21 protein-coding genes and 1 pseudogene are annotated in these 21468 nt (G+C 72.1%); 5 read left to right on the top strand and 17 right to left on the bottom strand.

Features of this window, described 5'->3' with window-relative positions; genetic code table 11:
* Positions 1-29: 29 nt before the first annotated feature.
* Positions 30-323, bottom strand: a complete 294-nt coding sequence (locus ACFVQ0_RS19290) for a hypothetical protein (protein ID WP_390089500.1) — start codon at positions 321-323, stop codon at positions 30-32.
* A gap of 337 nt (positions 324-660) precedes the next feature.
* On the opposite strand from ACFVQ0_RS19290, the gene ACFVQ0_RS19285 reads away from it, so the two are divergent.
* The gene (locus ACFVQ0_RS19285; RefSeq protein ID WP_390089498.1) at positions 661-2316 is read left to right on the top strand and encodes a penicillin-binding transpeptidase domain-containing protein; all 1656 of its coding nucleotides are present in this window, start codon (positions 661-663) and stop codon (positions 2314-2316) included.
* Positions 2317-2338: 22 nt separating this feature from the next.
* Here ACFVQ0_RS19285 and ACFVQ0_RS19280 read toward each other — a convergent pair whose 3' ends face one another.
* The 11 genes from ACFVQ0_RS19280 to ACFVQ0_RS19230 all read right to left on the bottom strand — a co-directional run bounded on the left by ACFVQ0_RS19280 (position 2339) and on the right by ACFVQ0_RS19230 (position 15269).
* Entirely contained in the window at positions 2339-4510 is a 2172-nt protein-coding gene (locus tag ACFVQ0_RS19280; protein WP_390089496.1) for a BTAD domain-containing putative transcriptional regulator, read from the bottom strand.
* A 139-nt stretch (positions 4511-4649) separates the two neighbouring features.
* Positions 4650-6182, bottom strand: a complete 1533-nt coding sequence (locus tag ACFVQ0_RS19275; protein WP_390089495.1) for a B12-binding domain-containing radical SAM protein — start codon at positions 6180-6182, stop codon at positions 4650-4652.
* 150 nt (positions 6183-6332) lie between these two features.
* Positions 6333-8225 (bottom strand): hypothetical protein, encoded by a 1893-nt coding sequence (locus ACFVQ0_RS19270; protein ID WP_390089493.1) that lies wholly within the window; start codon positions 8223-8225, stop codon positions 6333-6335.
* Positions 8222-9535 (bottom strand): M16 family metallopeptidase, encoded by a 1314-nt coding sequence (locus tag ACFVQ0_RS19265; protein ID WP_390089492.1) that lies wholly within the window; start codon positions 9533-9535, stop codon positions 8222-8224. Before ACFVQ0_RS19265 ends, ACFVQ0_RS19270 begins: the two co-directional genes overlap by 4 nt.
* A gap of 195 nt (positions 9536-9730) precedes the next feature.
* Positions 9731-10546 carry an ABC transporter permease gene (locus ACFVQ0_RS19260; RefSeq protein ID WP_390089490.1) on the bottom strand — a complete coding sequence of 272 codons (816 nt, stop codon included), beginning with the start codon at positions 10544-10546 and terminating at the stop codon, positions 9731-9733.
* Complete coding sequence (locus tag ACFVQ0_RS19255; protein WP_390089489.1) at positions 10543-11322, bottom strand: ABC transporter permease; 780 nt, start codon at positions 11320-11322, stop codon at positions 10543-10545. Before ACFVQ0_RS19255 ends, ACFVQ0_RS19260 begins: the two co-directional genes overlap by 4 nt.
* Positions 11319-12266 (bottom strand): ATP-binding cassette domain-containing protein, encoded by a 948-nt coding sequence (locus ACFVQ0_RS19250; RefSeq protein WP_390089488.1) that lies wholly within the window; start codon positions 12264-12266, stop codon positions 11319-11321. The genes ACFVQ0_RS19255 and ACFVQ0_RS19250 overlap by 4 nt, the downstream gene beginning before the upstream one ends.
* Positions 12263-13123, bottom strand: coding sequence for a hypothetical protein (locus ACFVQ0_RS19245; protein ID WP_390089486.1), 861 nt, complete (start codon positions 13121-13123; stop codon positions 12263-12265). The genes ACFVQ0_RS19250 and ACFVQ0_RS19245 overlap by 4 nt, the downstream gene beginning before the upstream one ends.
* 193 nt (positions 13124-13316) lie before the next feature.
* Entirely contained in the window at positions 13317-13754 is a 438-nt protein-coding gene (locus ACFVQ0_RS19240; RefSeq protein ID WP_390089484.1) for an NUDIX domain-containing protein, read from the bottom strand.
* Between the two features lie 3 nt (positions 13755-13757).
* Positions 13758-14405, bottom strand: coding sequence for a dTMP kinase (gene tmk / locus ACFVQ0_RS19235; protein ID WP_390089482.1), 648 nt, complete (start codon positions 14403-14405; stop codon positions 13758-13760).
* Between the two features lie 27 nt (positions 14406-14432).
* Entirely contained in the window at positions 14433-15269 is an 837-nt protein-coding gene (locus ACFVQ0_RS19230; RefSeq protein WP_390089480.1) for a hypothetical protein, read from the bottom strand.
* A gap of 165 nt (positions 15270-15434) precedes the next feature.
* Between ACFVQ0_RS19230 and ACFVQ0_RS19225 the strand changes: the two genes are divergently transcribed.
* Positions 15435-15950 (top strand): YbaK/EbsC family protein, encoded by a 516-nt coding sequence (locus ACFVQ0_RS19225; protein ID WP_390089478.1) that lies wholly within the window; start codon positions 15435-15437, stop codon positions 15948-15950.
* On the top strand, positions 15947-16798 hold the full coding sequence (locus ACFVQ0_RS19220) for an EamA family transporter (protein ID WP_390089476.1): 852 nt from the start codon (positions 15947-15949) through the stop codon (positions 16796-16798). Before ACFVQ0_RS19225 ends, ACFVQ0_RS19220 begins: the two co-directional genes overlap by 4 nt.
* Before the next feature lie 49 nt (positions 16799-16847).
* Here the strand turns inward: ACFVQ0_RS19220 and ACFVQ0_RS19215 are convergent, their stop codons facing one another.
* The 4 genes and pseudogenes from ACFVQ0_RS19215 to ACFVQ0_RS19200 all read right to left on the bottom strand — a co-directional run bounded on the left by ACFVQ0_RS19215 (position 16848) and on the right by ACFVQ0_RS19200 (position 18588).
* Positions 16848-17261, bottom strand: a complete 414-nt coding sequence (locus tag ACFVQ0_RS19215; RefSeq protein WP_390089831.1) for a hypothetical protein — start codon at positions 17259-17261, stop codon at positions 16848-16850.
* A 62-nt stretch (positions 17262-17323) separates the two neighbouring features.
* A pseudogene (locus tag ACFVQ0_RS19210) lies at positions 17324-17440 on the bottom strand (cupin); the annotation flags it as partial.
* 326 nt (positions 17441-17766) lie between these two features.
* Positions 17767-18132, bottom strand: a complete 366-nt coding sequence (locus ACFVQ0_RS19205) for a hypothetical protein (protein WP_371629464.1) — start codon at positions 18130-18132, stop codon at positions 17767-17769.
* Between the two features lie 219 nt (positions 18133-18351).
* Positions 18352-18588: a DUF397 domain-containing protein gene (locus ACFVQ0_RS19200; protein WP_390089474.1), complete on the bottom strand. Its 237-nt coding sequence runs from the start codon at positions 18586-18588 to the stop codon at positions 18352-18354.
* 418 nt (positions 18589-19006) lie between these two features.
* Here ACFVQ0_RS19200 and ACFVQ0_RS19195 point away from each other — a divergent pair, with 418 nt between their 5' ends.
* Together ACFVQ0_RS19195 and ACFVQ0_RS19190 are read left to right on the top strand one after the other, a co-directional pair.
* Entirely contained in the window at positions 19007-19762 is a 756-nt protein-coding gene (locus ACFVQ0_RS19195) for a DUF6879 family protein (protein ID WP_390089473.1), read from the top strand.
* Between the two features lie 13 nt (positions 19763-19775).
* Positions 19776-20627 carry a helix-turn-helix domain-containing protein gene (locus ACFVQ0_RS19190; RefSeq protein ID WP_390089471.1) on the top strand — a complete coding sequence of 284 codons (852 nt, stop codon included), beginning with the start codon at positions 19776-19778 and terminating at the stop codon, positions 20625-20627.
* 191 nt (positions 20628-20818) lie between these two features.
* Here the strand turns inward: ACFVQ0_RS19190 and ACFVQ0_RS19185 are convergent, their stop codons facing one another.
* Positions 20819-21454: a GNAT family N-acetyltransferase gene (locus tag ACFVQ0_RS19185; RefSeq protein ID WP_390089469.1), complete on the bottom strand. Its 636-nt coding sequence runs from the start codon at positions 21452-21454 to the stop codon at positions 20819-20821.
* Positions 21455-21468 lie beyond the last annotated feature (14 nt).

Genomic DNA, 21468 nt, shown 5'->3' with positions numbered 1-21468 from the left:
ACGTCTATCGGCCGATGAGGATGAGGGCGTCAGGAAAGCCTGATGCTTCCGCCGGGGTTGACGTCCCCGGCGTCACCGGAGGCGATGACGGTCACCGGTCCGTCCGCGCACGACGCGTCGAGGAAGACTTCGGCATTCGAATCGGTCTGGTTGTCGACCTGGGCGCCCTCGTCGCCCGCCGCGTAGCAGCCGGCGCCAGGGTTCTCGAACGCCTCTCCATTGACGATCAGAGTGCCGCTCGCGGCGAATGCCGACTGGGTCCCGGCGAACGCGAGCATGCCGGCGGCGGCGATGCTGCCGAGGGAGATCAGGGTGCGACGCATGTGGGGGGTCCTCCTGTTGTCAGGGGTGGTGGGGGGTTTGTCAGGGGCACTTGCTTGCTGCCCTCACCAGCAAGGATCACCATCAGTCGCGGTTGATAAACGGAGAGTCATCACAACGAGTGGGCCCGCGTGCCCTCTTGACGAGAAGGCTTGACGGACGCGAACGCGAACGCGGAGGGGAAAGAGCCGGATGCCCGTATATGGCCGCCCTGTTCACGCCGAGGCGGATCGCGTTCCGATAACAACCGGCTCCACTGTCACTACCGTCCCGTAAAGTGCCGGGAAATGCTTCCTTGAACACGTTCAAGGAAGCCTCCTGGGGAGGGGGACTGCGGGAATGCGCAGTGGAGTGAAGATAGGCATAGTCGGCGGAGTGTTCGCGGTCGTGGTCGGCGGGGTGGGCTACGGGGCCTACAACATCCTGGACGGGCTCGGGGACAGCGGCGTCGGGGGCGGCTCGGACACCGAGACCACCTCGCAGGAGGTGCGGACAGGCCCGGTCACCGAGCAGGAGACAGCCGACACGTCGAAGAAGTTCCTCGCGGCGTGGGCGAAGGGAGACGCGGCGGTCGCGTCCCAGCTCACCAACAACGCGGCCGACGCCGGACCGGCGTTGACCGGCTACCGCGATACGGCCCATGTCACCAAGGCCGTGATCACGCCAGGACCGGCGGTCGGCGCGAAGGTCCCGTACACGGTCGAGGCGACCGTCTCGTACAAGGGGACGACGAAGCCCTGGTCGTACAAGTCCGAACTGACCGTGGTGCGCGGCCAGACCACCGGACACCCGCTCGTCGACTGGAAGCCCGCCGTCCTCCACCCGGACCTGGCCAAGGGCGAGTCGCTGGAGACGGGCGAGGCTAAGACCGCGCCGATCGAGGCGGTCGACCACAACGGCCAGGTGCTCACCAAGGAGAAGTACCCCTCGCTCGGCGCCATCCTGGACGAGCTGCGCAAGAAGTACGGCGGGAAGACCGGCGGCACCGCAGGCGTCGAGACCTGGATCAACAGCGCGAGCGAGGACGGCGCGAACAAGACGCTGCTGACGCTGGTCAAGGGGAAGCCGGGCAAGCTGGCGACCACGCTGGACGCGAAGATCCAGGCGGCGGCCGAGCGGGGCGTGAAGAAGTTCGGCGAGTCGTCCGTGGTGGCCGTCGAGCCGTCGACCGGCGCGATCCGAGCCATCGCCAACAACCGGAAAGACGGCTACGACGCGGCCCGGAAGGCCTCGGTGGCACCCGGCTCGACGATGAAGATCGTGACGGCCGCGATGATCATCCAGAACGGACTGGGCAGCGCGAACGGGCCGGTCAAGTGCCCGCCCGACGTGGCCTGGAAGGGCGTGACCTTCCACAACCTGGAGAACTTCGGGATGACGGACGGGCCCACGCTGAAGCGGGCCTTCGCCAGGTCCTGCAACACGGCGTTCATCAAGCCGGTGCTGCCGCTGGGTGACGGCAAGCGCGACACCGCGCTCGGCGTCGAGGCCGCGCAGTACTTCGGCATCGGCCGCAACTGGCAGACCGGCATCGTGACGGTCGACGGCAGCGTGCCCGATTCCCACGACGCGGAGACGGCCGCGTCGTTCATCGGCCAGGGCAGGGTGCAGATGAACCCGCTGAACATGGCCTCCGTCACCGCCACCGCGATCACCGGCCAGTTCCGGCAGCCCTACATCGTCGCGCGGAACCTGGACAACCGGACCTTCGCCGTCGCCAACCCGCTTCCGAGCGGGGTGTCGGCGCAGCTGAAGGAGATGCTGGAATACACCGCCACCGCCCAGGAGGGCACCGCCACCCAGGCGATGGCGCGGGTGGGCGGCATCAAGGGCGCCAAGACGGGCTCCGCGGAGGTCGACGGCCACGCCACGTCCGACAGCTGGTTCACCGGCTTCAGCAACGACCTGGCAGCGGCGGCCCTCGTCCAGTCGGGCGGCCACGGCGGGGACGCGGCAGGACCGGTCGTCGCGGAGGTCCTGCTCGCGGGACCGTGACGGCGGGCCGTACGCCGGGTGGCTATGCGGTCGGCGGCGGCCGCCCGGCGACCAGGCCGCGCTGCCGCAGGAAGAACCCGTCCAGGCAGCGCGCCAGTTGGCGGGCGTACAGGAGGTGGCCCTCGGCGGCCGCCTGCCGGACCAACTCCGGAAGCACCGCGTGTTCGCGGGCGAGCCACTCCAGGGCCTGCCGGCGGTCGGCGAACTCCGCGACGGCGGTGCCGGGTTCGGCGCCGGGCAGTGGCGGCTCGAACGGCGTGCCGCAGTGGGCGCGGGCGGCGGCCGCGGAGTGCAGGTAGTGGCCGAGGCTCCGGAGCCGGGCCGCGGACCTCTCCCGCGGGGTCTCGTGCTCGTCGACGAGCTCGGCGGCGTAGCGGCGCAGCAGGCCGTGCAGGGTGAACCGGCCCGGTGCGTGCTCGGTGAGGAGGCAGCCGCGCGTCAGCTCGGAAGTCAGCAGCCTGGCGTGCCGCGCTCCGGTCCCGGCGAGGCTGGCAGCGGCGAGCAGCGAGATATCGGGCCCCGGATGCAGGGACAGCAGCCGGAACATGCGGGCACCGGAACGGCTCAACGTGCGGTAGGACCAAGAGAACACCGCCCGCACGCCGTGGGTGTCGTCCACCGCGCCGAACGCGTCCAGGCTCCGGTGGGAGCGGTCCAGGTCGGCCGCGATGGCGGCCAGGGGGAACGTGGGATTCAGCGCTGCGTTGGCCGCGGTGACGGCCAGGGCCAGGGGCAGCCGTCCGCACCGGGTGACGATCTCCTGTACCGCGGGCACCTCCGCGGACGTACGGCCGCGTCCGAGGCGGCGCGTCAGCAGCTCCCTGGCATCGGAGTCGGACAGGGGCTCCAGGGTGAGGGGATGGGCCCCCTCGTCGGCAACCAGGCCCGCCAGCCGGCAGCGGCTGGTGACCAGGACGAGGGAGCCGGGGGTACCCGGCAGCAGCGGCCTGACCTGGTCGGCGTCGCGGGCGTTGTCCAGCAGGACCAGCACGCGCCGGTCCGAGAGGACACCCCGGTAGAGGCGGGCGCGTGCTTCCGGACCGGCCGGGATCCGGGCGGGCGGCACCCCCAGGGACTCCAGGAGTACACGCAGCGCCGTACCGGGGTCGGTGGCGGTGACGCGGTGGTCGAAGCCCCTGAGGTTGAGGAACAGCTGCCCGCCGGGGAAGCGGTGCGCCATCCGGTGGGCCGCGTGTACCGCCAGGGCGGTCTTGCCGACGCCCGGCATGCCGCCGACCGCGATGACCTCCGCGGCGGCGGCGGACGTGTCACCGGCGGGGAGCAGATCCAGCAGGGCGGCCACCTCGCTCCGGCGGCCGGTGAACCCCCGCTGATCGGCGCCGAGCTGGGACGGCACGACGAGATCCGGTACGTCCACGGGGCGGGCGGAACAGGGCCGGGCGGTGGCGTCGGGCCGGGCGGTGGTGTCGGGCCGAGCGGCGAGCAGGGTCGGGTCGGCGCGCAGAATCCGCTCGTGCACCGTGCGCAGCCCCGGACCGGGGTCGATCCCCAGCTCGTCGGTGAGCACCACGCGCCCCCGCCGGTAGACGGCGAGGGCCTCGGCCTGGCGCCCCGAGCGGTACAGGGCGAGCATCAGCATCTCCCGGAAGCGTTCGTCCAGCGGATGTCCGGCGACCAGCTCGGTCAGTTCGGCCACCGTCTCCGCCAGCGAGCCCAGCCGGAGTTCGGCGGCGATGCGTTCCTCGATCGCGGCCAGCCGCAACAGCTCCAGCCTCGCCCGCTGCGCCTCCGCGTAGGCGCCCGGCACTCCGGCCAGCGCCGCACCGTGCCACATGCCGAGCGCGTCCCGCAGGTGCGCGGCGACCGTGGCGTGGTCACCCGCGCTGCGGGCCGCCTCCGCGCAGGCCAGCTGCCGCCGGAACACCGCGAGGTCCAGGTCCTCCGGGGACACGCGCAGCACGTACCCCTTGCCCACCGAGTCGATGACGGCGCCCGGTGGTGCCAGGACCCTGCGCAACTGGTAGATGTAGGTACGGATCACCCGGAGCGCCGAACTCGGCGGTTCGCTCCCCCACACCGCGCTGATCAGCTCACCGGCCGAGACCTGGGCGTCTCCGCGGAGCAACAGGGCGCTGAGGACCGCTCGTTGCTGAGGAGGACCGAGGGGAAGCTCCGTGGCGTCGCGCCAGGCCCGCACCGGCCCCAGCACCGCGAAACACAGTCGGCCGCTCACCTTCGTCCGCACCTCCCGCCCCTGTGGCTTCCGGGATGGAGAAGCCTTTCCGACCTCACCGCTCGTCTCAGGGCAGGTCATATGGATGTATCGACCACTTCGGGCTGTCTTAATCGGCGGCGCCCCGATTTGGCCGGTCTCAGGCGGCCGTCCTCGCGGCACGGCCGCGGGTGTGCTGTTCGCGGGTCAGCGAGGCGAGATGGCCGCGCAGTACGGGCAGCGGTGTCTCGGCGAACTGGATGCCGACCGAGAAGTTGAACTCGTCCCGCGCGCGCATGCTGTCGTCGGCCCCCTGCTCGGTCAGGTCGACGTCCGCGTAGGCGAGCATCTTCTCGGCGTCGTGCCCGGCCTGGACGAGCTGCTGCCACACCGGGGTTCCGGGGTAGGGGCGGAACTCGAACACCGAGGCGCGGAAGGCTCCCGGCAGCCGGTCGGCGGTGTCCCACAGGTGGTGGATGTGCCGGACGGTGGCGTCGATGTCCTCCCGCCCCTCGCCGGGGTAGCCGAGGATGAAGTAGCCCTTCACGTTGATGCCGCGGGCCATCAGCCGGTGCGCCACCGACGCGGTCATGTCCGCCGTGATGCGCTTGTCCATCGCGGCGAGCACCCGGTCGCTGCCGGACTCGATGCCGAGGGCCACCTCGCGCAGCCCGTTGCGGGCCAGGGTGTCCAGGGTCGCGTCGTCCGCGCGGTGCAGGACGTTGATGCGGCCCGTGGCGTCCCACACGTACCGTTCGCCGATCCTGTGCGCGGTGAAGGCCTCCATGGATGGCCGGATCACGCGGGCGGCGCCGAGGAACAGGTCGTCCACGAACCGGAACGCCGTGGCGCCGTACTCGGCGTTCAGCGACTCCAGCTCCTCGACGATGCCCTCGGGCGACCGGGTGCGGATCTTGATGTCCGGGTTCGCGGAGACCGCGGCGCCGCAGAATCCGCAGTCGTACGGGCAGCCGCGGGAGCCGACGATGTTCGCCTCGATCCGGCCGTCGTCCGCCACATAGGGGTCCTGCGGCAGGAACACCCGGTCCACCAGCGGCAGGCTGTCGATGTCGGGAGAGAGCCAGTGCCCGGCGTCCCCGCCCCTGGCCAGCCCCACCGCCGTCGTGCCCAGCAGCCGGTCGCGCCACATGACGCCCGGCAGTTCGGAGCGGCGCGCCCGGTCGGCGAGCAGTGCCGCCACCCGGGGTTCGCCCTCGCCAAGCACCAGCGCGTGCAGCTGTGCCATCCGGGGGTCGGCGAGCACCCGCTTGGGCATGGCCTTGGCGTGGTGCCCGCCCACCATGAGCGCGATGTCCTCGTCCAGCCCGGCGGCGATCCGCGCGGAGAGTTCGTACGTCGGGGCGAGGAGGTTCATCCCGACCCAGCGGGGGCGGGCGGCGTTGATGACAGCGACGGTCGCGGCGACGCCGAGTCCGTGCGCCTCGGCGTCCAGAACGCCGACGTTGAATCCGGCCTGCCGGGCGTAGGTGGCGATGTAGGCCATGCCGAGCACCGGCAGCGTGTAGTCGTTCACCCGGGGGCGCAGGGTGTAGTCGCGTAAGGGGGCGTTGACGAACAGGGCGTCCAGCGACCGGGCGGGATCGGCGCCCACGACGAGGCCGGCCCTCCTCGGCGGCTGGTCGGTGGGAGGCGTGGCGGCGGGAGGTGTGGTGGCGGTCGTCGAGGCAGGCATGAGTCCCCCAGGCGAAGGGTCGACAGGGTCGACGGGCGAAGCTGCGGAAGCGGAGCAGAGGGGCGGGGCGGGCAGTCGGGGCAGCCGGGCGGGGCGGCCGGTCGGGGCGGCCGGTCGGGGCCGCGGGAGGTCATGGCTACTCGCGGGGTCTCACAGTGAGCCGGGAGGGATCGTGGCTCCGGGCAGCGCCGCGGCCTCGGCCCGCGCGCTCTCGAACTGCTCCGGGTCCACCAGACCGCAGTCCACCAGGAGGTAGTCACCGACGGGGGTGAGCAGCAGGGTACCCGCCGCGCACTCGTGGACGCGGGCTCGGCCGGCGTCGGCCGAGGGCGCCCGGACGGGACCGAGCGGCATGCCGTACCGGAGGCGGGCGGCGGGAGCCCGGCCGGGGGCCGCGCGCCTGGCCAGCTCGCGGCCGGACAGTTCGCGCAGTGCCTCTGTGAGCGGCTGCGGGAGGTGGCCGAGCAGCCCGCCCCGGGTGCGGGCGAGTTCGAGGAGTTCGGCCAGTTCCGGGGCCAGCCGCCAACGGTCGGCGGTCGCGGCCAGCAGTTCGGGGTCCGGCATCCGCGCGGGGTGCAGCAGCAGGCCGGCGTCGAGCATGTCCTTCGCGTTGAAAGGGCGTTGGAAGCGCTCCTCGGCCAGCGCCAGCAGATCGGCCAGCACCTGGTCCGCGGGCAGCTCCGGCCGGACCGGTACGGCAGCCATGTCTCCCGCGTAGCCGAAGGTGGCGATCTCCACCCGCATCTCGGGGTCCAGCAGCGGGTCCGCGGGCTCCCAGTACGGGGCCGCCAGCAGCTGCCGCCCGCCGGCGGCCGCCGGCCCGGTGTCCTCCAGCAGCGACACCCCCACGCCCGTGACCGGCTGCCGGGAGAGCACGGTGGCGACCACCCGCCAGAGGGCGGGCTCGTCCGGCACGGTCAGGTCCAGGTCGTTCATGGTCCTGACGATGCCGCCGGGGTACCAGCGGCGGAGCGAGGGGCCCTTCACCGGGCGCACGGCGGGCTCCGACTCCGTGGCCGCGCGCAGGATCTCCTCGTAGGTCTCCGCCCGCTCCCGTGCGCGGCGCAGTTCCTCGGCCGTGCCGGGACCGGGCTCGGCGCCCTCCCGTACGGCGAGCGACAGGGCGAGCGGTACGAGCACCGGGGCGATGCCACGGGCCCGGCGTACCAGGGCCGCCGCCGGCTCCTCCTCGTCCACCTCCAGCAGCCCGTACAGGGTGCGGAGCCCGAAATCGGTTACGGCAAGCGGGTGTTCGCGGGGATGCCACCAGTACTCGTGGGCCACCCGCCAGCCGTGTGCCACCAGGTTGTCGACGACGCCGTCGCCGCTCCGGTCGCGCCGGTGGTGGATGACGTTCCCGATCAGCGGCAGACCGGCCGCGGCGGCCTGCTCGGCGCAGACCCGCACCAACGCGGCGGTGGCGCAACGGCGTTCGGCCGGGTCCTCGACGAGGATGTCCACCAGGTCGACGAAGGCGGCCCCCGCCACCTCGTCCCTGGCGTCGCCGAGCAGTGTGGCGTGGCCCAGGGGCGCGCCCTGCCTGACTGCGACGAAGGAGCGGCGGTCCGGCGCCGCCATCGTCTCCTCGGCCTGCGCCTCGGCCGCCGCGCGATCCAGCCGGTGCCCCTGGTCGGCCGCGCCGGTTTGGAAGGCGTCGGCGAGCCAGCGGCGTACGTGGGAGGCGTCGTCGTCGCGCGCGGGGCGCACGGTGATCCCGTCGCCCGCGTCCCCGGTACGCGCGCCGGGCCTCGCTCCCGCCAGGTAGGTCAGGCGGCGGGCCCAGGGGGACGGCGGTGTGCGGTGGCCGGGGACGCGCAGCAGCACACCGTCCGTGCCGGGGCACTCACCCAGTGCGTGCCCGGCGAAGGCGTTCAGCAGTTCCGGCGCTTCCAGCAGGCGGGGATCGATGTGTTCGACGAGGTAGGAGACCTCGCCCACGAGCGCGTCGGTGTAGCGGTCGCCCACGTAGTCGTAGCCGCGCCAGCCGTGCCGTACTCCGGCGCGGGCCGCGGCGTCGAGGTAGTCCTGCGTCGTGATGCTCATGCTGTCTCCCGTTCGGGCCGGACCACCGCGGTCAGTTCCGCGCACAGCCGGGCGGCCGCCCGCCGGACCTCGTCGGCGGTGACCGCCTCAAGCTCCTCGGCTCCGGACTCGCCCGGCCCGTCCGTGGCCGTCGCGAGCTGCTGGGCGTGCGCCGCGGGGTCCTCGGTGTCCGTCAGGAGTGCCGCCACGGCCTGCCGCCGGGCGACGGCGAGGTCCTCGGGGTCCGGTCCGTGTTCGGCCAGGCCGGTCAAGAGGGCGTGTACGTGTCCGAGTACGGCGGGTCCGTTCGCGGACTCGGCGCCGACCATGACACGCCAGGCGCCGGTGTCGCGGTAGGCGCGCGACCAGGCGAAGAACGTGTAGGCGAGGCCGTGTTCGACCCGCAGCCGCCGGTACAGCAGCGAGGCGGGGTTGGCGCCGAGGAGGTCGGCCAGCACGGTGTACGCGTGGCGCTCCGGGTCCTGGGCCGCGGGGGCCCGGCCGCCCACCGAGAGCCAGCAGAAGCCGTCGGCGGGCCAGTTCACCGACCGGCCAGGGGCGAGCGGCCGCGGCTCGCCCGCGCCGTCACCCGGCCAGTCGGGCCCGGTGGCGGATTCCCCCAGGGGCGAGCCGGCCAGGGCCTCGCGCAGCCCGGCCAGTGGGGCGCCACCCACGACCGCGAGTCTCATCGGGCGCCGCAGGAAGCGGTCGCGGTGGGCGCCGGTCACGGTGGAGACGGTGGCGCGGAGCAACTCCTCGCGCGTGCCGCCCACCGGCCTGCCCAGCGGATGGCCGGCGAAGATCCGGCCGAGGAACACGTCCTGCACCACGTCGCTGGGGTCGGCGTCGGCCGCCGCCAGTTCCTGTAGCACCACGCGGCGTTCGGCCTCCAGCATGTCCTCGTCCACGACCGGGGCCAGCACCGCCCGTGCGAGCAGCGCGGCGGTCTCGGGGGCGTCCCGGTTGAGCACCCGGACCTGGAAGAGCATGCGGTCAAGGCCGGTGACCGCGTTGGCGCTGCCGCCGAGCCGCTGCACGTGCTCGGCGAGCGAGCGGCCGGCGGCCACCGGGGCGGACATCAGCAGGTGCTCCAGCAGATGGGCGGTTCCGCCTTCGCCGTGCGGATCGTGGCGCGATCCGAAGTCCACGGCCAGACAAAGGCTGGTGGTCCGCCAGTGGCCGGCGGTGTGCCCCACCAGCAGGGTCCGGCCGTTGAGCCGGTGTTCTTCCACGGATCTCGCCTCCTCGTCGTCGGCGTCGGCGTCGGCGGTACGGGGGTACGGGGCCGGGGGCGGTGTGCCGCCGCGGGCCGGGGACCCGCGGCGGCACACGAAGGGCTCCCGGCGTCCTACGCCTTGTCGCCGACCTTGACCTTGTCCAGTCGCGGGCGGAGCCCGGACGCGTGCTTGCGGTTCATGGGTGACCTCCTCTCCGAAGTCGTGGCGGCCCGGCGGCGGTCGGCGCCGGGAGTCTGTGCGGCCGTGGCCTGATCCGTGAGCCCCTCGGGACTGGAGAGCCCGTGGGGTTCATGAGGTGAACTCGATCGAACCGTCGCGCCGCCCGTGCTCGACGAGCCGGCGCAGTACGAGCACGGCGAGGGCCAGCCAGCAGGCGCCCACCAGCAGGCCCAGCGCGGCGGGTACGGCCACCGATCGCACCGGCCCGCCCGCGAGCAGGCCCCGTACGGCGCTCAGTTCGTGGGTGAGGGGGAGGGCGGCGGCGAGCGCGCGGACCGGCCGGGCCCAGAAGTCGTGCGGCACCTCGACCCCGCAGACCGCCATCATGACGAGGAACGACACGTTCGCGGCGACATTGCGCAGCGAGGGGAACCCGAGCACGAGCGCCGACACGAAGAGCCCGAAGCAGTACGTGGTGAGGGCGGCGCAGCCGATCAGCGGCAGGGCGAGCAGCAGGGTGACCGGTGTCAGCCGCACCCCGAAGGGCGGGAGCAGCAGGCAGAAGGCGACGAACGAGGTCGCCGTGCCGCTGATCAGCCACTGGACGCCGCGCCCGGCCAGTACCCACACCGGGTTCGCCGGACCCGCCACCAGTAACGGCAGGGTGCCCGCACGGCGTTCCCAGGCGCTGGAGGCGACCACCATCATCGCCTCGATCGCGCAGACCGAGAGCGCGTTGCCGACCACCAGGAACCGCGCGTCGGCGGCGGGGCCCAGCGCTGTGCCCGCGACGGCGAAGAACAGCACCTGGCACACCATCCGGGTCAGCCAGCCGAACGTCCACGACCACCAGGTATGGATGGCCCGCAGATCCGCCAGCCCGTTCGCGGCCCCGCAGCGGGCGGCCCGCAGCGCGGCGGGCAGGGGGGCAGTCGTGGCGCTCATACCAGGCCCGCCGTTCCGGTGGCGCGCACCCGGGTCAGCACCACGCGGAAGGCGAACAGCGCCACCGCGTACCAGAGGAGGCCGAGCAGCACCACGGCCGCCAGCCGCCCCGCGGCGTCGGGCACCGGAGCCGCCTCGACAGACCGGCGCAGCAGGTCGGCGGACCAGGACAGGAAGAACAGCCGGCTCAACGGGCGCACCCAGCCGGGCAGTGCGCTCAGGGGCACGGTGAGCCCGGCGAGCAGGTACAGCGGATAGCTCAGCGAGTTCTGGAAGACCCGGGCCGAGCGCGCCAGCACGAACCCGGCCGACAGGAGACAGGCCGCGCACGTCAGGGCGAACGCCGTGGCGAGGGCGCCGGCGGCGAGCAGGAAGGGGTGCGGTACGGGCGGCCAGTGGCCGACGACCAGCGCCGTGGTGCACCAGCACTCCACGAGGGTGACCAGGCTGACGCCGGTGACGGCGGCGACCCGGGCGGTGGTCACCACCGCCATGCGGGCGGGTGCGGCCACCAGCAGTTCCAGCGTGCCGTCGAAGCGGTCCTGGGCGACCAGGTCGCCCGCGGTGAGCAGCGCCATCGTCCACAGCGAGATCAGTACCGGCACCACGACCGCGTAGCCCAGTGAGTCAGGCCGGCCGGAGTGCTTCGCCATCGCCGTGAAGATCAGCGCGTACAGCGGGGCGGTGAACAGCGGCTGCACGCTGCCGGGAGACCGCAGCAGCAGCGTCGCCTGGAGCCGGAGCGCGGCGCGTGCGGCGGTGGGTGAACCGGTCACCGGACCACCTCCATGCCGCGTCCGCCCACGAGTGCGAGATAGAGCTCGGCCAGATTCGGCCGGACGACGGCGACCCGGGTGACGTCGGCGTCCACCAGCCGCCGCAGCACCTCGCGTGCGGTGGCGTCGTCGTCCACGGCGATCCGCACCAGCGCGTCCGGGCCGTGCTCGACACCCCGCACTCCGGGGAGGCCGTTCAGGGCGGTCAGTACGGCCGCGGGCGGGTCGACCGCCTCCACGCGCTGGTGCCCGGCGGCCCGTTCGCCCAGGGTGCGCGGGCTGTCGGTGGCCAGCACCCGGCCGCCGTCGATGAGCGTCACCCGGTCGCAGAGCGCCTCGGCCTCGGCCATGTCGTGAGTGGCCAGCAGTACGGTGCGCCGCTCGTCGCGCAGTTCACCGACGATCAGCCGGAACTCGTGCGCCGCGACGGGGTCGAGGCCGGCGGTCGGCTCGTCCAGCAGGACCACCGGGGGGTCGTGGACCAGCGCGCGGGCCAGGTGCAGCCGCTGTTTCATGCCCCGGGAGAACGTCTCGGCGCGGTCCCCGGCGTGCGACGACAGGCCCACCCGGTCCAGCAGCGCCGCCACCCGCGCGGGCAGCGCGCGGCCGTCGAGCCCGTACAGCGCGCCCCAGTAGGACAGGTTCCGGGCGGCGCTGAGCCGCCCGTACAGGCCTCGGTCGCCGCCGAGGGAGATGCCGATCAGGGGTCGTACGGCGGCGGTCTCTGTGACCACGTCCCGGCCGAGCACGCTCGCGGTGCCGGAGCTGGGGAGCAGTACGGTCGACAGCACCTTGCACAGGGTGCTCTTGCCGGCGCCGTTCGGGCCGAGCAGTCCGTGCACCTCGCCCTCGGCGATCTCCAGGTCCATTCCGTGCAGCGCGACCTTCTCGGCCGGCCCGCGCACGAAGGTCCTGCGCAGGCCGCGGGTGCTGATGGCGTTCACTCGGCCGCCACCGCCTCGCGTCCGGGCACGCCGCGGCACAGCCCGAGCCGCTCCAGCAGCCCAGAGCGGCGCAGGTTCCGGGCGCCGCGGTCGTAGACCGGCTGGAGGCGCTCCTGAGTTCCGTCGTAGCCGTCCGGGAGCAGCGCCTCCGGGAGGGTGGCGAGCAGGGGGATGTCCGAGCCCCGCCGGGCCCGTTCGGCGACGGCGCGGCCGTGTTCGGCATCGCGCACCTGGTTGAGCACATGGCCGCGCACCAGCCGCAGCAGTTCCGGCGCCACCAGGTGCCGTACGCCTGCCAGCGCGGCGACGTGCCCGGAGCGGGCGGCGTTGACCACGAGCAGGACCGGCAGCCGTTCGGCGGTCGGTGCGAGGTGGTTCGCCAGATCGTGCTCGGGATTCAGCTCGCCCACCGCGCCCGCGCCCTCGATCACCAGCGGGCCGGGGCCCAGCCGGCGCAGCGCCTCCTGGACGGCGTCCGCGCACTCGCGCTGGAGCCGGGGCGAGACCCGGTGCAGGTCGACGCTGTCCTGGCCCCGGATGGGTACGTCACCCGCCGGGACGCCGCACAGGTACAGCTCGCCCCGGTGGCCGTCCTTCCGGTCGGGCACCACGGTGACCGGGTTGTGCCACCACCGCGGGCGGATCCGGGCGGCGCCGCAGTTGTGCAGGGCCCCGCGCAGCGGGACGGGCACCTCCGGGTAGGCCGGGTCGTCGGGGTCCACCACGGCGACGGCCTTGAACGGGCCGGCCGGGACTCCGAGGTCGACGAGCGAGCGCAGGATGTGGCCGCAGACGCTCGTCTTGCCGGAGCCCGCCGACACTCCGAGAACCGTGACCCCGACCCGTTCCGTGTTCAAGAACCCGTCCCTCCGCCGCCGGACCGCTCGATGGGGAGACTCTGGCAGCCGGCTGTCCACGGAGGGACCACAGCGCATCCACGTCCCATACATGGTCGCGAAATGCCTTGCTCAGGGGCGGTGTCCGGGCACGGGGCGGCTGCCGGCCGGTGGACGGCGGCGCGGCGGGACCGGTCGGCGGGTCCCTCGCGGGCTACCGCCGCCAGCCGTGCTGGGTGAGGGTCGAGGTGCCACTGAGATACCCGTGCAGGCCCGCGGCCGGGTACTCGATGATGTCGTCGGGCAGTTCGTGGACGGAGAACCACCGCAGGTCCAGGCACTTGTCCGGTTCCAGGTTGACCGGTTCGCCGCACCACTCGGTGGCCTCGAAGAAGAAGCCGATGCGCTCGATCCCGGTGTCCTGGCTGTGGTGGACGGTGTGCACGTGGCGCAGCCCGTCGGGGTCGACGCGTACCCCGGTCTCCTCGCGCAGTTCGCGGGCGGCGCCCTCGGTGAGGGTCTCGCCGCGGTCGAGCTTGCCGGAGGGGGCGTGCCAGCGGCCGTATCCGTAGGGGCCGCCGCGCTGGGAGAGGAGGATCTTGTCCCCGGCGCGCAGGAACACGTGCGTGTCGACCACAGGGGTTGCGTTCATGGTTCACCGAGCAGACTCGTCGGGGCGTATGGGTCGTACCGAGGCTATCGGGGAGCGGGGGACGGCAGCGGCGATTCGACCGGCCGCTTCCGAAGGGCTGATGTCGCCGGTGTCCAGGGTCAGCACCGGCACGCCCAGGCCCCGCAGCACGCGGGCCGCTTCGCGGTAGAGAGCGGACTCGCGGGCCGGGGCGGCCGGGTCCTCGTGGAAGCGGTGCCGGGCGCCCCGGCGGGCCAGCCGGGCGGCTATGACGTCCGGCGACGCGGTCAGGACGACCGCGAGGTCGGGGAGCAGGACGGCGTCGTTGAGGTGCAGGAGGAACTCCAGCGGCACCCCGTCGATGCGCTGAAGGACCAGCGTCGAGGCCAGGTAGCGGTCGCACACGACGCTGCGGCCCGCGTAGAGGTGCGGGTGCAGTTCGCTCTCCATGTGCTCGTACCGGTTGGCCGCCACCAGACAGGCGAGCGCGCGTCCTTGGAGCTCGCTCGCATGGGCGCGGGTGAAGGCGCCCAGGGGGCTCGTCGAGGGTTCGGCGGTGGTGTGCACGGTGTCGCCGCGTTCCCGCAGGAGTCGGGCGAGCAGCGGGACGGTGGTGGTCTTGCCGACCGCGCCGGGGCCGTCGACGGTGATGAACCGCCCGTGCCCGCTCATGTGCGGGCCTTCGCGGCGGCGCTCGGCTCAGGGTCGGGGCGATGGTCCTCCGTGCGGCGTACGACGGGCATGGCTCCCCCAGGTGAGTGTGAAGAGGGTCAGGGTGTGCAAGGTGTCGCGCTCCGGCGCCCAGGAACGCCAGAGCGCGGAGAACTCCGCTTCCTTGCGCGGCAGTTCCAGCTCCGGGGCCGCAGCGCGAGCCCAGGTGCGTACGGCCAGGTCCCCGTACGGGTAGTGCGAGAGGTCGCCGGTGAAGTCCGCGGTCGCGGCGGCCGCGGTCCACGGGCCGATGCCGTCCACGGTGACCAGTTCCTTGGCCAGCTGTTCACCGTCCAGGGTGAGCCAGTGCGAATGGCATTCGAGGTAGGCACGGGCGGCGGACCGCAGCTTGGGCGCGAAGAACAGCGCCCCCACCTCCCGGAACCGCTCGTCGCTGAGGCCGATGACGGTCTCGGGCGCGGGGACGAGCGCGAGCGGTCCCGCGTCCGTGGCGACGTGCTCCCCGTGGGCGGCCGAGAGGTTCCGGTGGACCTTGCGCGCCTGAGCGGCCTGTACGACCTGGCGCAGTACGGCCGTCGCCACCGCGTCCCACAGCGACGGGTTGGCGAGGCGTACGACAGTGCCCAGCTTCCTGAGCCGCGCGTTCAGCGGCCCGGCCGCCGGCGTGGACGGCAGGCCTGCGGGCGTCGTGGAGCGGACGGGCGGCGGCGGGCGGTCCGCGCCGCCCAGGGGAAGCGAGGTGAGCCCGGCGCCGTCCCAGCGCACGTACCAGGGCGCACCGTCGTAGCGCACGGCACGGTGGGCGCTGCCGTCCTCGGCGAGGTGCCAGGACGGGTGCTCGGTCATCAGGGTGGCGGTGTGCATGCGGTCATTGTCACGTCGACGCGGCAACCGTGGCGGCAGGACCGCCGAGTTGACGGGGGTGGCGTGAGGTGCGGCAGCTGCGGCGGGCGGCCCCCGGCCCGCCCCCTGCCCGCCCCCGGGAATCCGGCTCGCACGCCCGCGACCACGGCCGATAGCGTGCGGGGCATGAGCACTTCCGACACCAACGTACCGGCGGGCGGCGACACCGCCGCCGCCCATCCCCGATTCGCCGAGGCACTGCGCGAGCTGGGTCTCGATGTCGAGATCCGCCGCTTCCCGGAGGCCACCCGGACCGCCGCCGAGGCGGCGGCCGCGGTCGGCTGCGCGCTGAGCGAGATCGTCAAGTCGCTGGTCTTCGAGGCCGACGGGGTGCCGGTCCTGGTCCTGATGGACGGCTCCTCGCGGGTCGACATGGAGCGGCTGCGGGCGGAGCTGGGCGCGGCGAAGGTCCGGCGGCCCGGCGCCGACGTGGTGCGCGAGGCGACCGGGTACGCGATCGGCGGGGTGCCGCCGTTCGGGCACCGCACCAGGACCCGGGTGCTGGCCGACCGGGGGCTCCTCGCGCACGACGTGGTCTGGGCGGCGGCCGGCACCCCGTACACGGTCTTCCCGCTCGATCCGGGGACGCTGATCGGGCACGCGGGCGGCACGGTGGTGGACGTGCGCGAGCAGACCGCATGACGCCGCTGGTCGCCATAGCCGTCCTGATCGCCGCGTTCACCCACGCCGGCTGGAACGCCATCGCACACGCGATCAAGGACCAGCTGGTCTCGTTCACCCTGATCTCCGGCGGCGGACTGCTGATCGGCGCGGCCGCCGCCCCCTTCGTCCCGTTCCCGGCCGCGGACGCCTGGCCGTACCTGGCCCTGTCCGCCGCCCTGCACGTGACGTACATGCTGCTGCTGATGCGCTCGTTCACCCTGGGCGACTTCGGCCAGATGTATCCGATCGCCCGGGGCACCGCCCCGCTCGTCGTCACCGTCCTGGCCGCCGTCTTCGTGGGCGAACGCCCGGACGGCTGGGCCACGGCGGGCGTCGCGGTGGCCTCCGCGGGGCTGGTCGGCATGGCCCTGTGGGGCATCCGCGGCTCCGGCAAGCGCCCGCACTGGCCCGCGATCGTCGCCGCGCTGGCGACCGGTCTCGCCATCGCCGGCTACACGACGGTCGACGGCGTGGGCGTACGCGCCTCGGGCAGTTCGCTCGGGTACATCGCCTGGCTGATGATCCTGGAGGGCGTCGCGATCCCCGTCTACGCCCTGTACCGCCGCCGCTCCGCCCTGGCCGCCCAGCTCCGCCCGTACGCCCTGCGCGGACTGCTCGGCGCCGCCCTCTCGGTAACGGCGTACGGGCTCGTCCTCTGGGCCCAGACCCGCGCCGCGCTCGCCCCCGTCGCCGCGCTGCGCGAATCCTCGATCATCGTGGGCGCGGCCATCGGCACGGTGTTCTTCAAGGAACGGTTCGGCGCCCCGCGCGTCGCGGCGGCCGGGCTGATGGTGGTGGGGATCGGGCTGATGCTGCACACGAGTTGACGGGCGGGCGGGGGCACGGGGTCGGAGCGGAGGCACTTGAAGGCCCCGATCAGGTGGTGTACTCCAGCTCCGTCATCGCGGCATGTCGGACGGCCACCGCCACCTCGCTGACGTCGAGCCCGGACAGGTACTTCACCAGGGCCTCGCGAGCCCCCAGGAGCTGCCTGCCCAGCTCGGCCCCATCGAGTTGTCCTGGGCGCACGACCTGCCGGAATTCGCCCTGCGAGACAGCACCGGCCACCAGCTGCTCGGCAAGCCAAAGGGGTGTGCGCTCCCGCAGGGCGAACGTCAGGTGGACGCTGGTCTCATCGGAGTCCTCGACGCGAGGGTTGTGGACCCAGCCGCGCGGCAGCAAGAGGGACTGGCCGGCCTTGAGGTCGACCTCGTGGTCAGGCCCCTGCGCTTCCCACTTCGGGATGTAGTCATCCCGCCAGACCCGCCAGCTCTCGTTGAATTCACGCATGGGGCCTCTACCGGGGGTCGCCAGAGCTGCCACCGCTTAACACCTGCGGTCTGCACAATCACGGCCATCTGCTGATCCCAGTGGTGGCGCAGACCCTGGTTACCGGGAGGGGTCAGGAAGGCGTGTACGTAGTTCGAGTATCCCGTCTCCTCCTGGACGCGCTTGGAGACGCGCGCCATATACGGCAATACCCTCTGGAGGTTGCCCAGGCGGATGGTGTGTCCGCTCTCGTGCAGTAGCCGCAGCTTGGCTGCGTCGGTCCGGCCGTTCGTCATGAACGCGGCCTTGTTCAAGGACGGGTTCGGAGCCCGGACGACCGCGATCTCGTCCGCAGGTGCGCAGCCGGTGAAGAGATAGTCCTTCAGGAAGTCCGCCGTGATCGTCTCGTCCAGGGCCGTAATGCCTCGCTCGTACACGCGGGGCTCGTCGGGCCAGTTCAGGAGAAGATCGGTCACGCCTTCCTCGGGCAGTAAGAGACTCAGTGACATGCCGGTCACCTCTCGTGCTACTGGGGCGGCAGGGGGCAGGGAAGCTCAGGGTGGAACCGGTTCGGGCAGCACACGACGGAGAAAGCGATCAGGTTCTTCGACGGCATGTAGTACACCCAGCTCACATCAACGCCGCAGGGCAGGACGTCAGTGGCGTATTCCAGCTTGCTGTCGAGACTGTTGTACGCCCGGAGACCGTCCGCGCGCTCGAACGGAAGATTCGCCTCGTACTGCTTGGTCAGCCACGCGATGGCAATGCCCATATCGGCCCACGTGCGATCGGCGGAGACGTGGTTCCTCTTCGTCAGCCACCAGCCGGTCATGGTGGGCGGCACATTGCCCGTCTGGAACTCGGCGGCAGCTTCGCGGTATCGATCGAGCACCTGTTGCTGCTTCTTGTCCTCGGGATTCAGAACCGAAGGCGGCCCATTGGGATGCGGTGGCCGCCTGCCTCCTTCTCGTGCGTACACCGGGGACGGCCCGGTCCACGGTCCGTACCCATGCCAGTGTCCTGACCAGCTCATCTGTACCTTTCCGGGAGGTGCCGGGCCGCCCCCGGGAGGGCAGGGCGGCCCGCAAATGCGGGGTGGGGAGGAGCCAGACTAGAGCGGCAGCCCCTGCTTCTTGACCCAGCCGAGGGCGAAGTCGTTGAGTTCCGCCTCGGTGAACCTGAGTTCGAGACCAGCCCCCTCAGGTTTGTTGTCGCGGACGGCGAAGGCAGTGCCCGATCCGGGGATGGCCCCGACCTCGACGCACGACTCGTGTTCGCCGTTGAGGTTGCCACCACAGAAGTTCTCGAACGTGGTGCCTTCGGCCGTGAGGCTGTAGAGATCAATCATGGAAAATCCTCCTGGTGCTGGACTGAACGGAGATTCGTTCTCTGGGTCGTCGTGCACTTGCGACCCGTCAGGAAAGGGGCATCACGCCAACACAGAAGGCGGCCGGCGTCTCCACGCCCTCGCGGTACCCGACCGGCCGCGTCGGGGCGCTCACGAACGAAGGACGATTCCAACATCGGCCGGCGCCGCCCGAAGGGACTTCGCCGCTCCGAATGGGGTGATGACCCACTGTTGTTCGGTTGCCATGAACCAGACGCTAAAAGCCCACCGTTGGTGCGCGCGTGCTGTTTTCTCAAGATTGCTCGACGGGGGACGTGGATTGCTGCATCTTTCGCGTAGCCCTTGCCTTACTCCGTAGCACCGCGCGGATCTGCTCGGCCATGCTGTTGCATCAACACCACCGGAAGGGAGAACGTCCATGGCTCGTCAGCTGCGCTTCACCGGCACGGACAGCAAGGTCGACGGTTGCCCCGCCCTGCACACCGACGAGAACACCGGCGAGATCATTGTCCAGGGCCCGCCAGTGACCGACCCCGAAGAGCTCGCGCAGCTCCAGCACTTCGGGCCGGACGATGCGGCAGTGGCCGTACCGCGCGAGCTGCTCGTGAACTGGGGACCGAAGGAGATGGAGCGAGTGCCGGAGCTCGTAGACCGGGAAACGTTCCGGCGGCTCTTCGTGACCTTCAAGCACACGGCGTGGCGGCTGGAGACGCGGCGCGGCTACGCGTCGGACCGGCAGGACCCCGACTTCCAGGCATTCCTTGCCACCGGGTCCTCGCCGTGCGACCCGAACGAGCCCTGGTTCATCAACATCAGGGCCCAGACGGACAGCGGCAAGCGCGTCGAGCGCGTCCGGATCGCTGACAACCCGCCCACCACGGGCCAGCTCTTCCTCCTCGACTACGCCCGGCACAACGCCATGGCCGGCGAGGACATCCGCTATCTCTGGCGCGAGGACGCCGACAGAGCCGCTCTGCCCGCAGAGGACTTCTGGATCTTCGACTCACGGATTGTCGCCGTACTGCACTTCGACGACGAAGACGACATGCTCGACATCGAGCTGATCACTGAACCCGCCGAGGTGACGCGGTACGCGGTCGTCCGCGACACCGCCATGCACCACGCCGTCCGGTACGACCAGTTCGCGGTCCAGGTGGCCGCGACGACCGAATAGCGACGCGTGGCCGGTGAGCACTGACTACCAACAAGCACGGGCCTCGCTGGGAGTGCGGCTGCGGGGACTCCGCTTCTCGTGCCCCAGTGGCCGACTCACCGGTCAGCAGCTCGCTCAGCGGCTCGGCTGGGCCGGCTCCAAGGTCAGCAAGCTGGAGAACGGCAAGCAGACAGCCACCCCCGAGGACCTTCGAGCGTGGGCCGACGCGACCGAGCAACCGGGCGTGTACGCCGAGCTGGCAGCCCGGTTGGCTGGGTTCGAGTCCCACATCAGGTCATGGCGAAGAGCCTTGGCCAACGGCTTCAAGCCCTTGCACGAAGGCCTCAGTGCGGAGATCGACCGCACCTCGGACATATGGGTCTGGGAAGAGTCGGTTGTCGCCGGGCTGCTGCAGACTCCGGAGTACACCCGCCATGTCATCCAGCGGTACTCGAACTTGCTGGGCGGAGCCGCCGACATCGAGGACGCCGTGCGCTCACGGGTTCAGCGGCAGGAGTGGTTGTACCGGCCCGGTCACACCATGCACGTGCTGCTGTGGGAAGCCGCGTTGCGATCGCTGATCTGCCCTCCTTCGGTGCTGGCCACCCAGCTCGACCGCCTCACCGGGATGATCGGCATGGACACGGTCGAGCTGGGCGTCATTCCGTTCACGGCGCCCGTGAAGATCGTGCCTGCCAACGGTTTCTGGCTCCTTGATGACCGCGTGGTCGTCACGGAGGACTGGCACGCCGAAGTGTGGTTGGACGACTCCGAAAGCGTCACCCTGTACACGAAGGTCTGGAAGACCCTTCGCGAGTCGGCCGTCTACGGGGCAGACGCGCACAACGTCATCAGCACGGCCCGACAGGCGCTGAAATCCCATTGACGACGCCTCGACGCAGACAACAGCCCTTGGGTGGGCCGCCTGAGCGCGGCAGCGTCCGCATGGCCGGACGCGTCGCAGCTGTCACGGCACGCATGGCACGTCACCTCGAAATCCTGCGGAGAGCCGGTCACGCATGAGGCTCACCGAGCCGATGAACGGGCCGGCCTGACCCGGGACGTTGGGCTTCGTGCCTACGGGGTCGGCCCGAGCCGTCGCGTCAGGTCCATCACCATCACCGAGCCCCACTCCTGCCGTTCGGCCTCCGTGAAGCCCAGCCGGAGGTAGAACGCGTGCGCCCCGGGGTTCCCGGCGCCGACGCCCAGGTGCAGCCCACGCACCCCGCGCTCGCGCAGGGCCGTGAGCAGGGCCTCCATCAGGCGGCGGCCGAGGCCGGCGCCCTGGCCGCGCGGGAGGATGTCGATGTGGAGGTGGGCGGGGTAGCGCTCGTACAGGGTCTTCGGCTCCGGCGGTCCGGGGCGGTGGATGTGCGCCACGCACTGCCGGTCCTTCGTCCCGTCGCCCGGGTCCTCGGCCAGGGGGCGCGGGTAGCGGTGGCGCAGCGACGGCCACCAGTGCTCCTCCAGCCAGCCGTCGAAGGCGTGGGTGTCCGCGGTCGCGACGATGTAGCCGAGCACCCCCCGCTCATCGGCGGCGACGAAGGTGAGGCCGGGGTCGGCGGCCGGGTAGGGGCCCGCGTAGATGTGCGGGAGCAGGTCCGGGTCGCCGTAGAGCCCGGTCGCGTCCCGGCCGGAGTCGCCGGTGCGCAGGCACACCCGGTACATCCCGGGCAGATCGAAGGACTGGAAGGGGCGTACGTCGATGCTCATCGCGCCACCGGCCC

It is taken from the genome of Streptomyces sp. NPDC057900 (genome assembly GCF_042887885.1).
Lineage (GTDB): Bacteria > Actinomycetota > Actinomycetes > Streptomycetales > Streptomycetaceae > Streptomyces.
This window is presented reverse-complemented; position numbering and strand designations above follow the sequence as displayed.

Coding starts and splice junctions, on each gene's coding strand:
- ACFVQ0_RS19290 (WP_390089500.1), bottom strand. CDS start 323: ATGCGTCGCACCCTGATCTCCCTCGGCAGCATCGCCGCCGCCGGCATG.
- ACFVQ0_RS19285 (WP_390089498.1), top strand. CDS start 661: ATGCGCAGTGGAGTGAAGATAGGCATAGTCGGCGGAGTGTTCGCGGTC.
- ACFVQ0_RS19275 (WP_390089495.1), bottom strand. CDS start 6,182: ATGCCTGCCTCGACGACCGCCACCACACCTCCCGCCGCCACGCCTCCC.
- ACFVQ0_RS19270 (WP_390089493.1), bottom strand. CDS start 8,225: ATGAGCATCACGACGCAGGACTACCTCGACGCCGCGGCCCGCGCCGGA.
- ACFVQ0_RS19260 (WP_390089490.1), bottom strand. CDS start 10,546: ATGAGCGCCACGACTGCCCCCCTGCCCGCCGCGCTGCGGGCCGCCCGC.
- ACFVQ0_RS19240 (WP_390089484.1), bottom strand. CDS start 13,754: ATGAACGCAACCCCTGTGGTCGACACGCACGTGTTCCTGCGCGCCGGG.
- tmk (WP_390089482.1), bottom strand. CDS start 14,405: ATGAGCGGGCACGGGCGGTTCATCACCGTCGACGGCCCCGGCGCGGTC.
- ACFVQ0_RS19230 (WP_390089480.1), bottom strand. CDS start 15,269: ATGCACACCGCCACCCTGATGACCGAGCACCCGTCCTGGCACCTCGCC.
- ACFVQ0_RS19225 (WP_390089478.1), top strand. CDS start 15,435: ATGAGCACTTCCGACACCAACGTACCGGCGGGCGGCGACACCGCCGCC.
- ACFVQ0_RS19220 (WP_390089476.1), top strand. CDS start 15,947: ATGACGCCGCTGGTCGCCATAGCCGTCCTGATCGCCGCGTTCACCCAC.
- ACFVQ0_RS19215 (WP_390089831.1), bottom strand. CDS start 17,261: ATGCGTGAATTCAACGAGAGCTGGCGGGTCTGGCGGGATGACTACATC.
- ACFVQ0_RS19200 (WP_390089474.1), bottom strand. CDS start 18,588: ATGATTGATCTCTACAGCCTCACGGCCGAAGGCACCACGTTCGAGAAC.
- ACFVQ0_RS19195 (WP_390089473.1), top strand. CDS start 19,007: ATGGCTCGTCAGCTGCGCTTCACCGGCACGGACAGCAAGGTCGACGGT.
- ACFVQ0_RS19185 (WP_390089469.1), bottom strand. CDS start 21,454: ATGAGCATCGACGTACGCCCCTTCCAGTCCTTCGATCTGCCCGGGATG.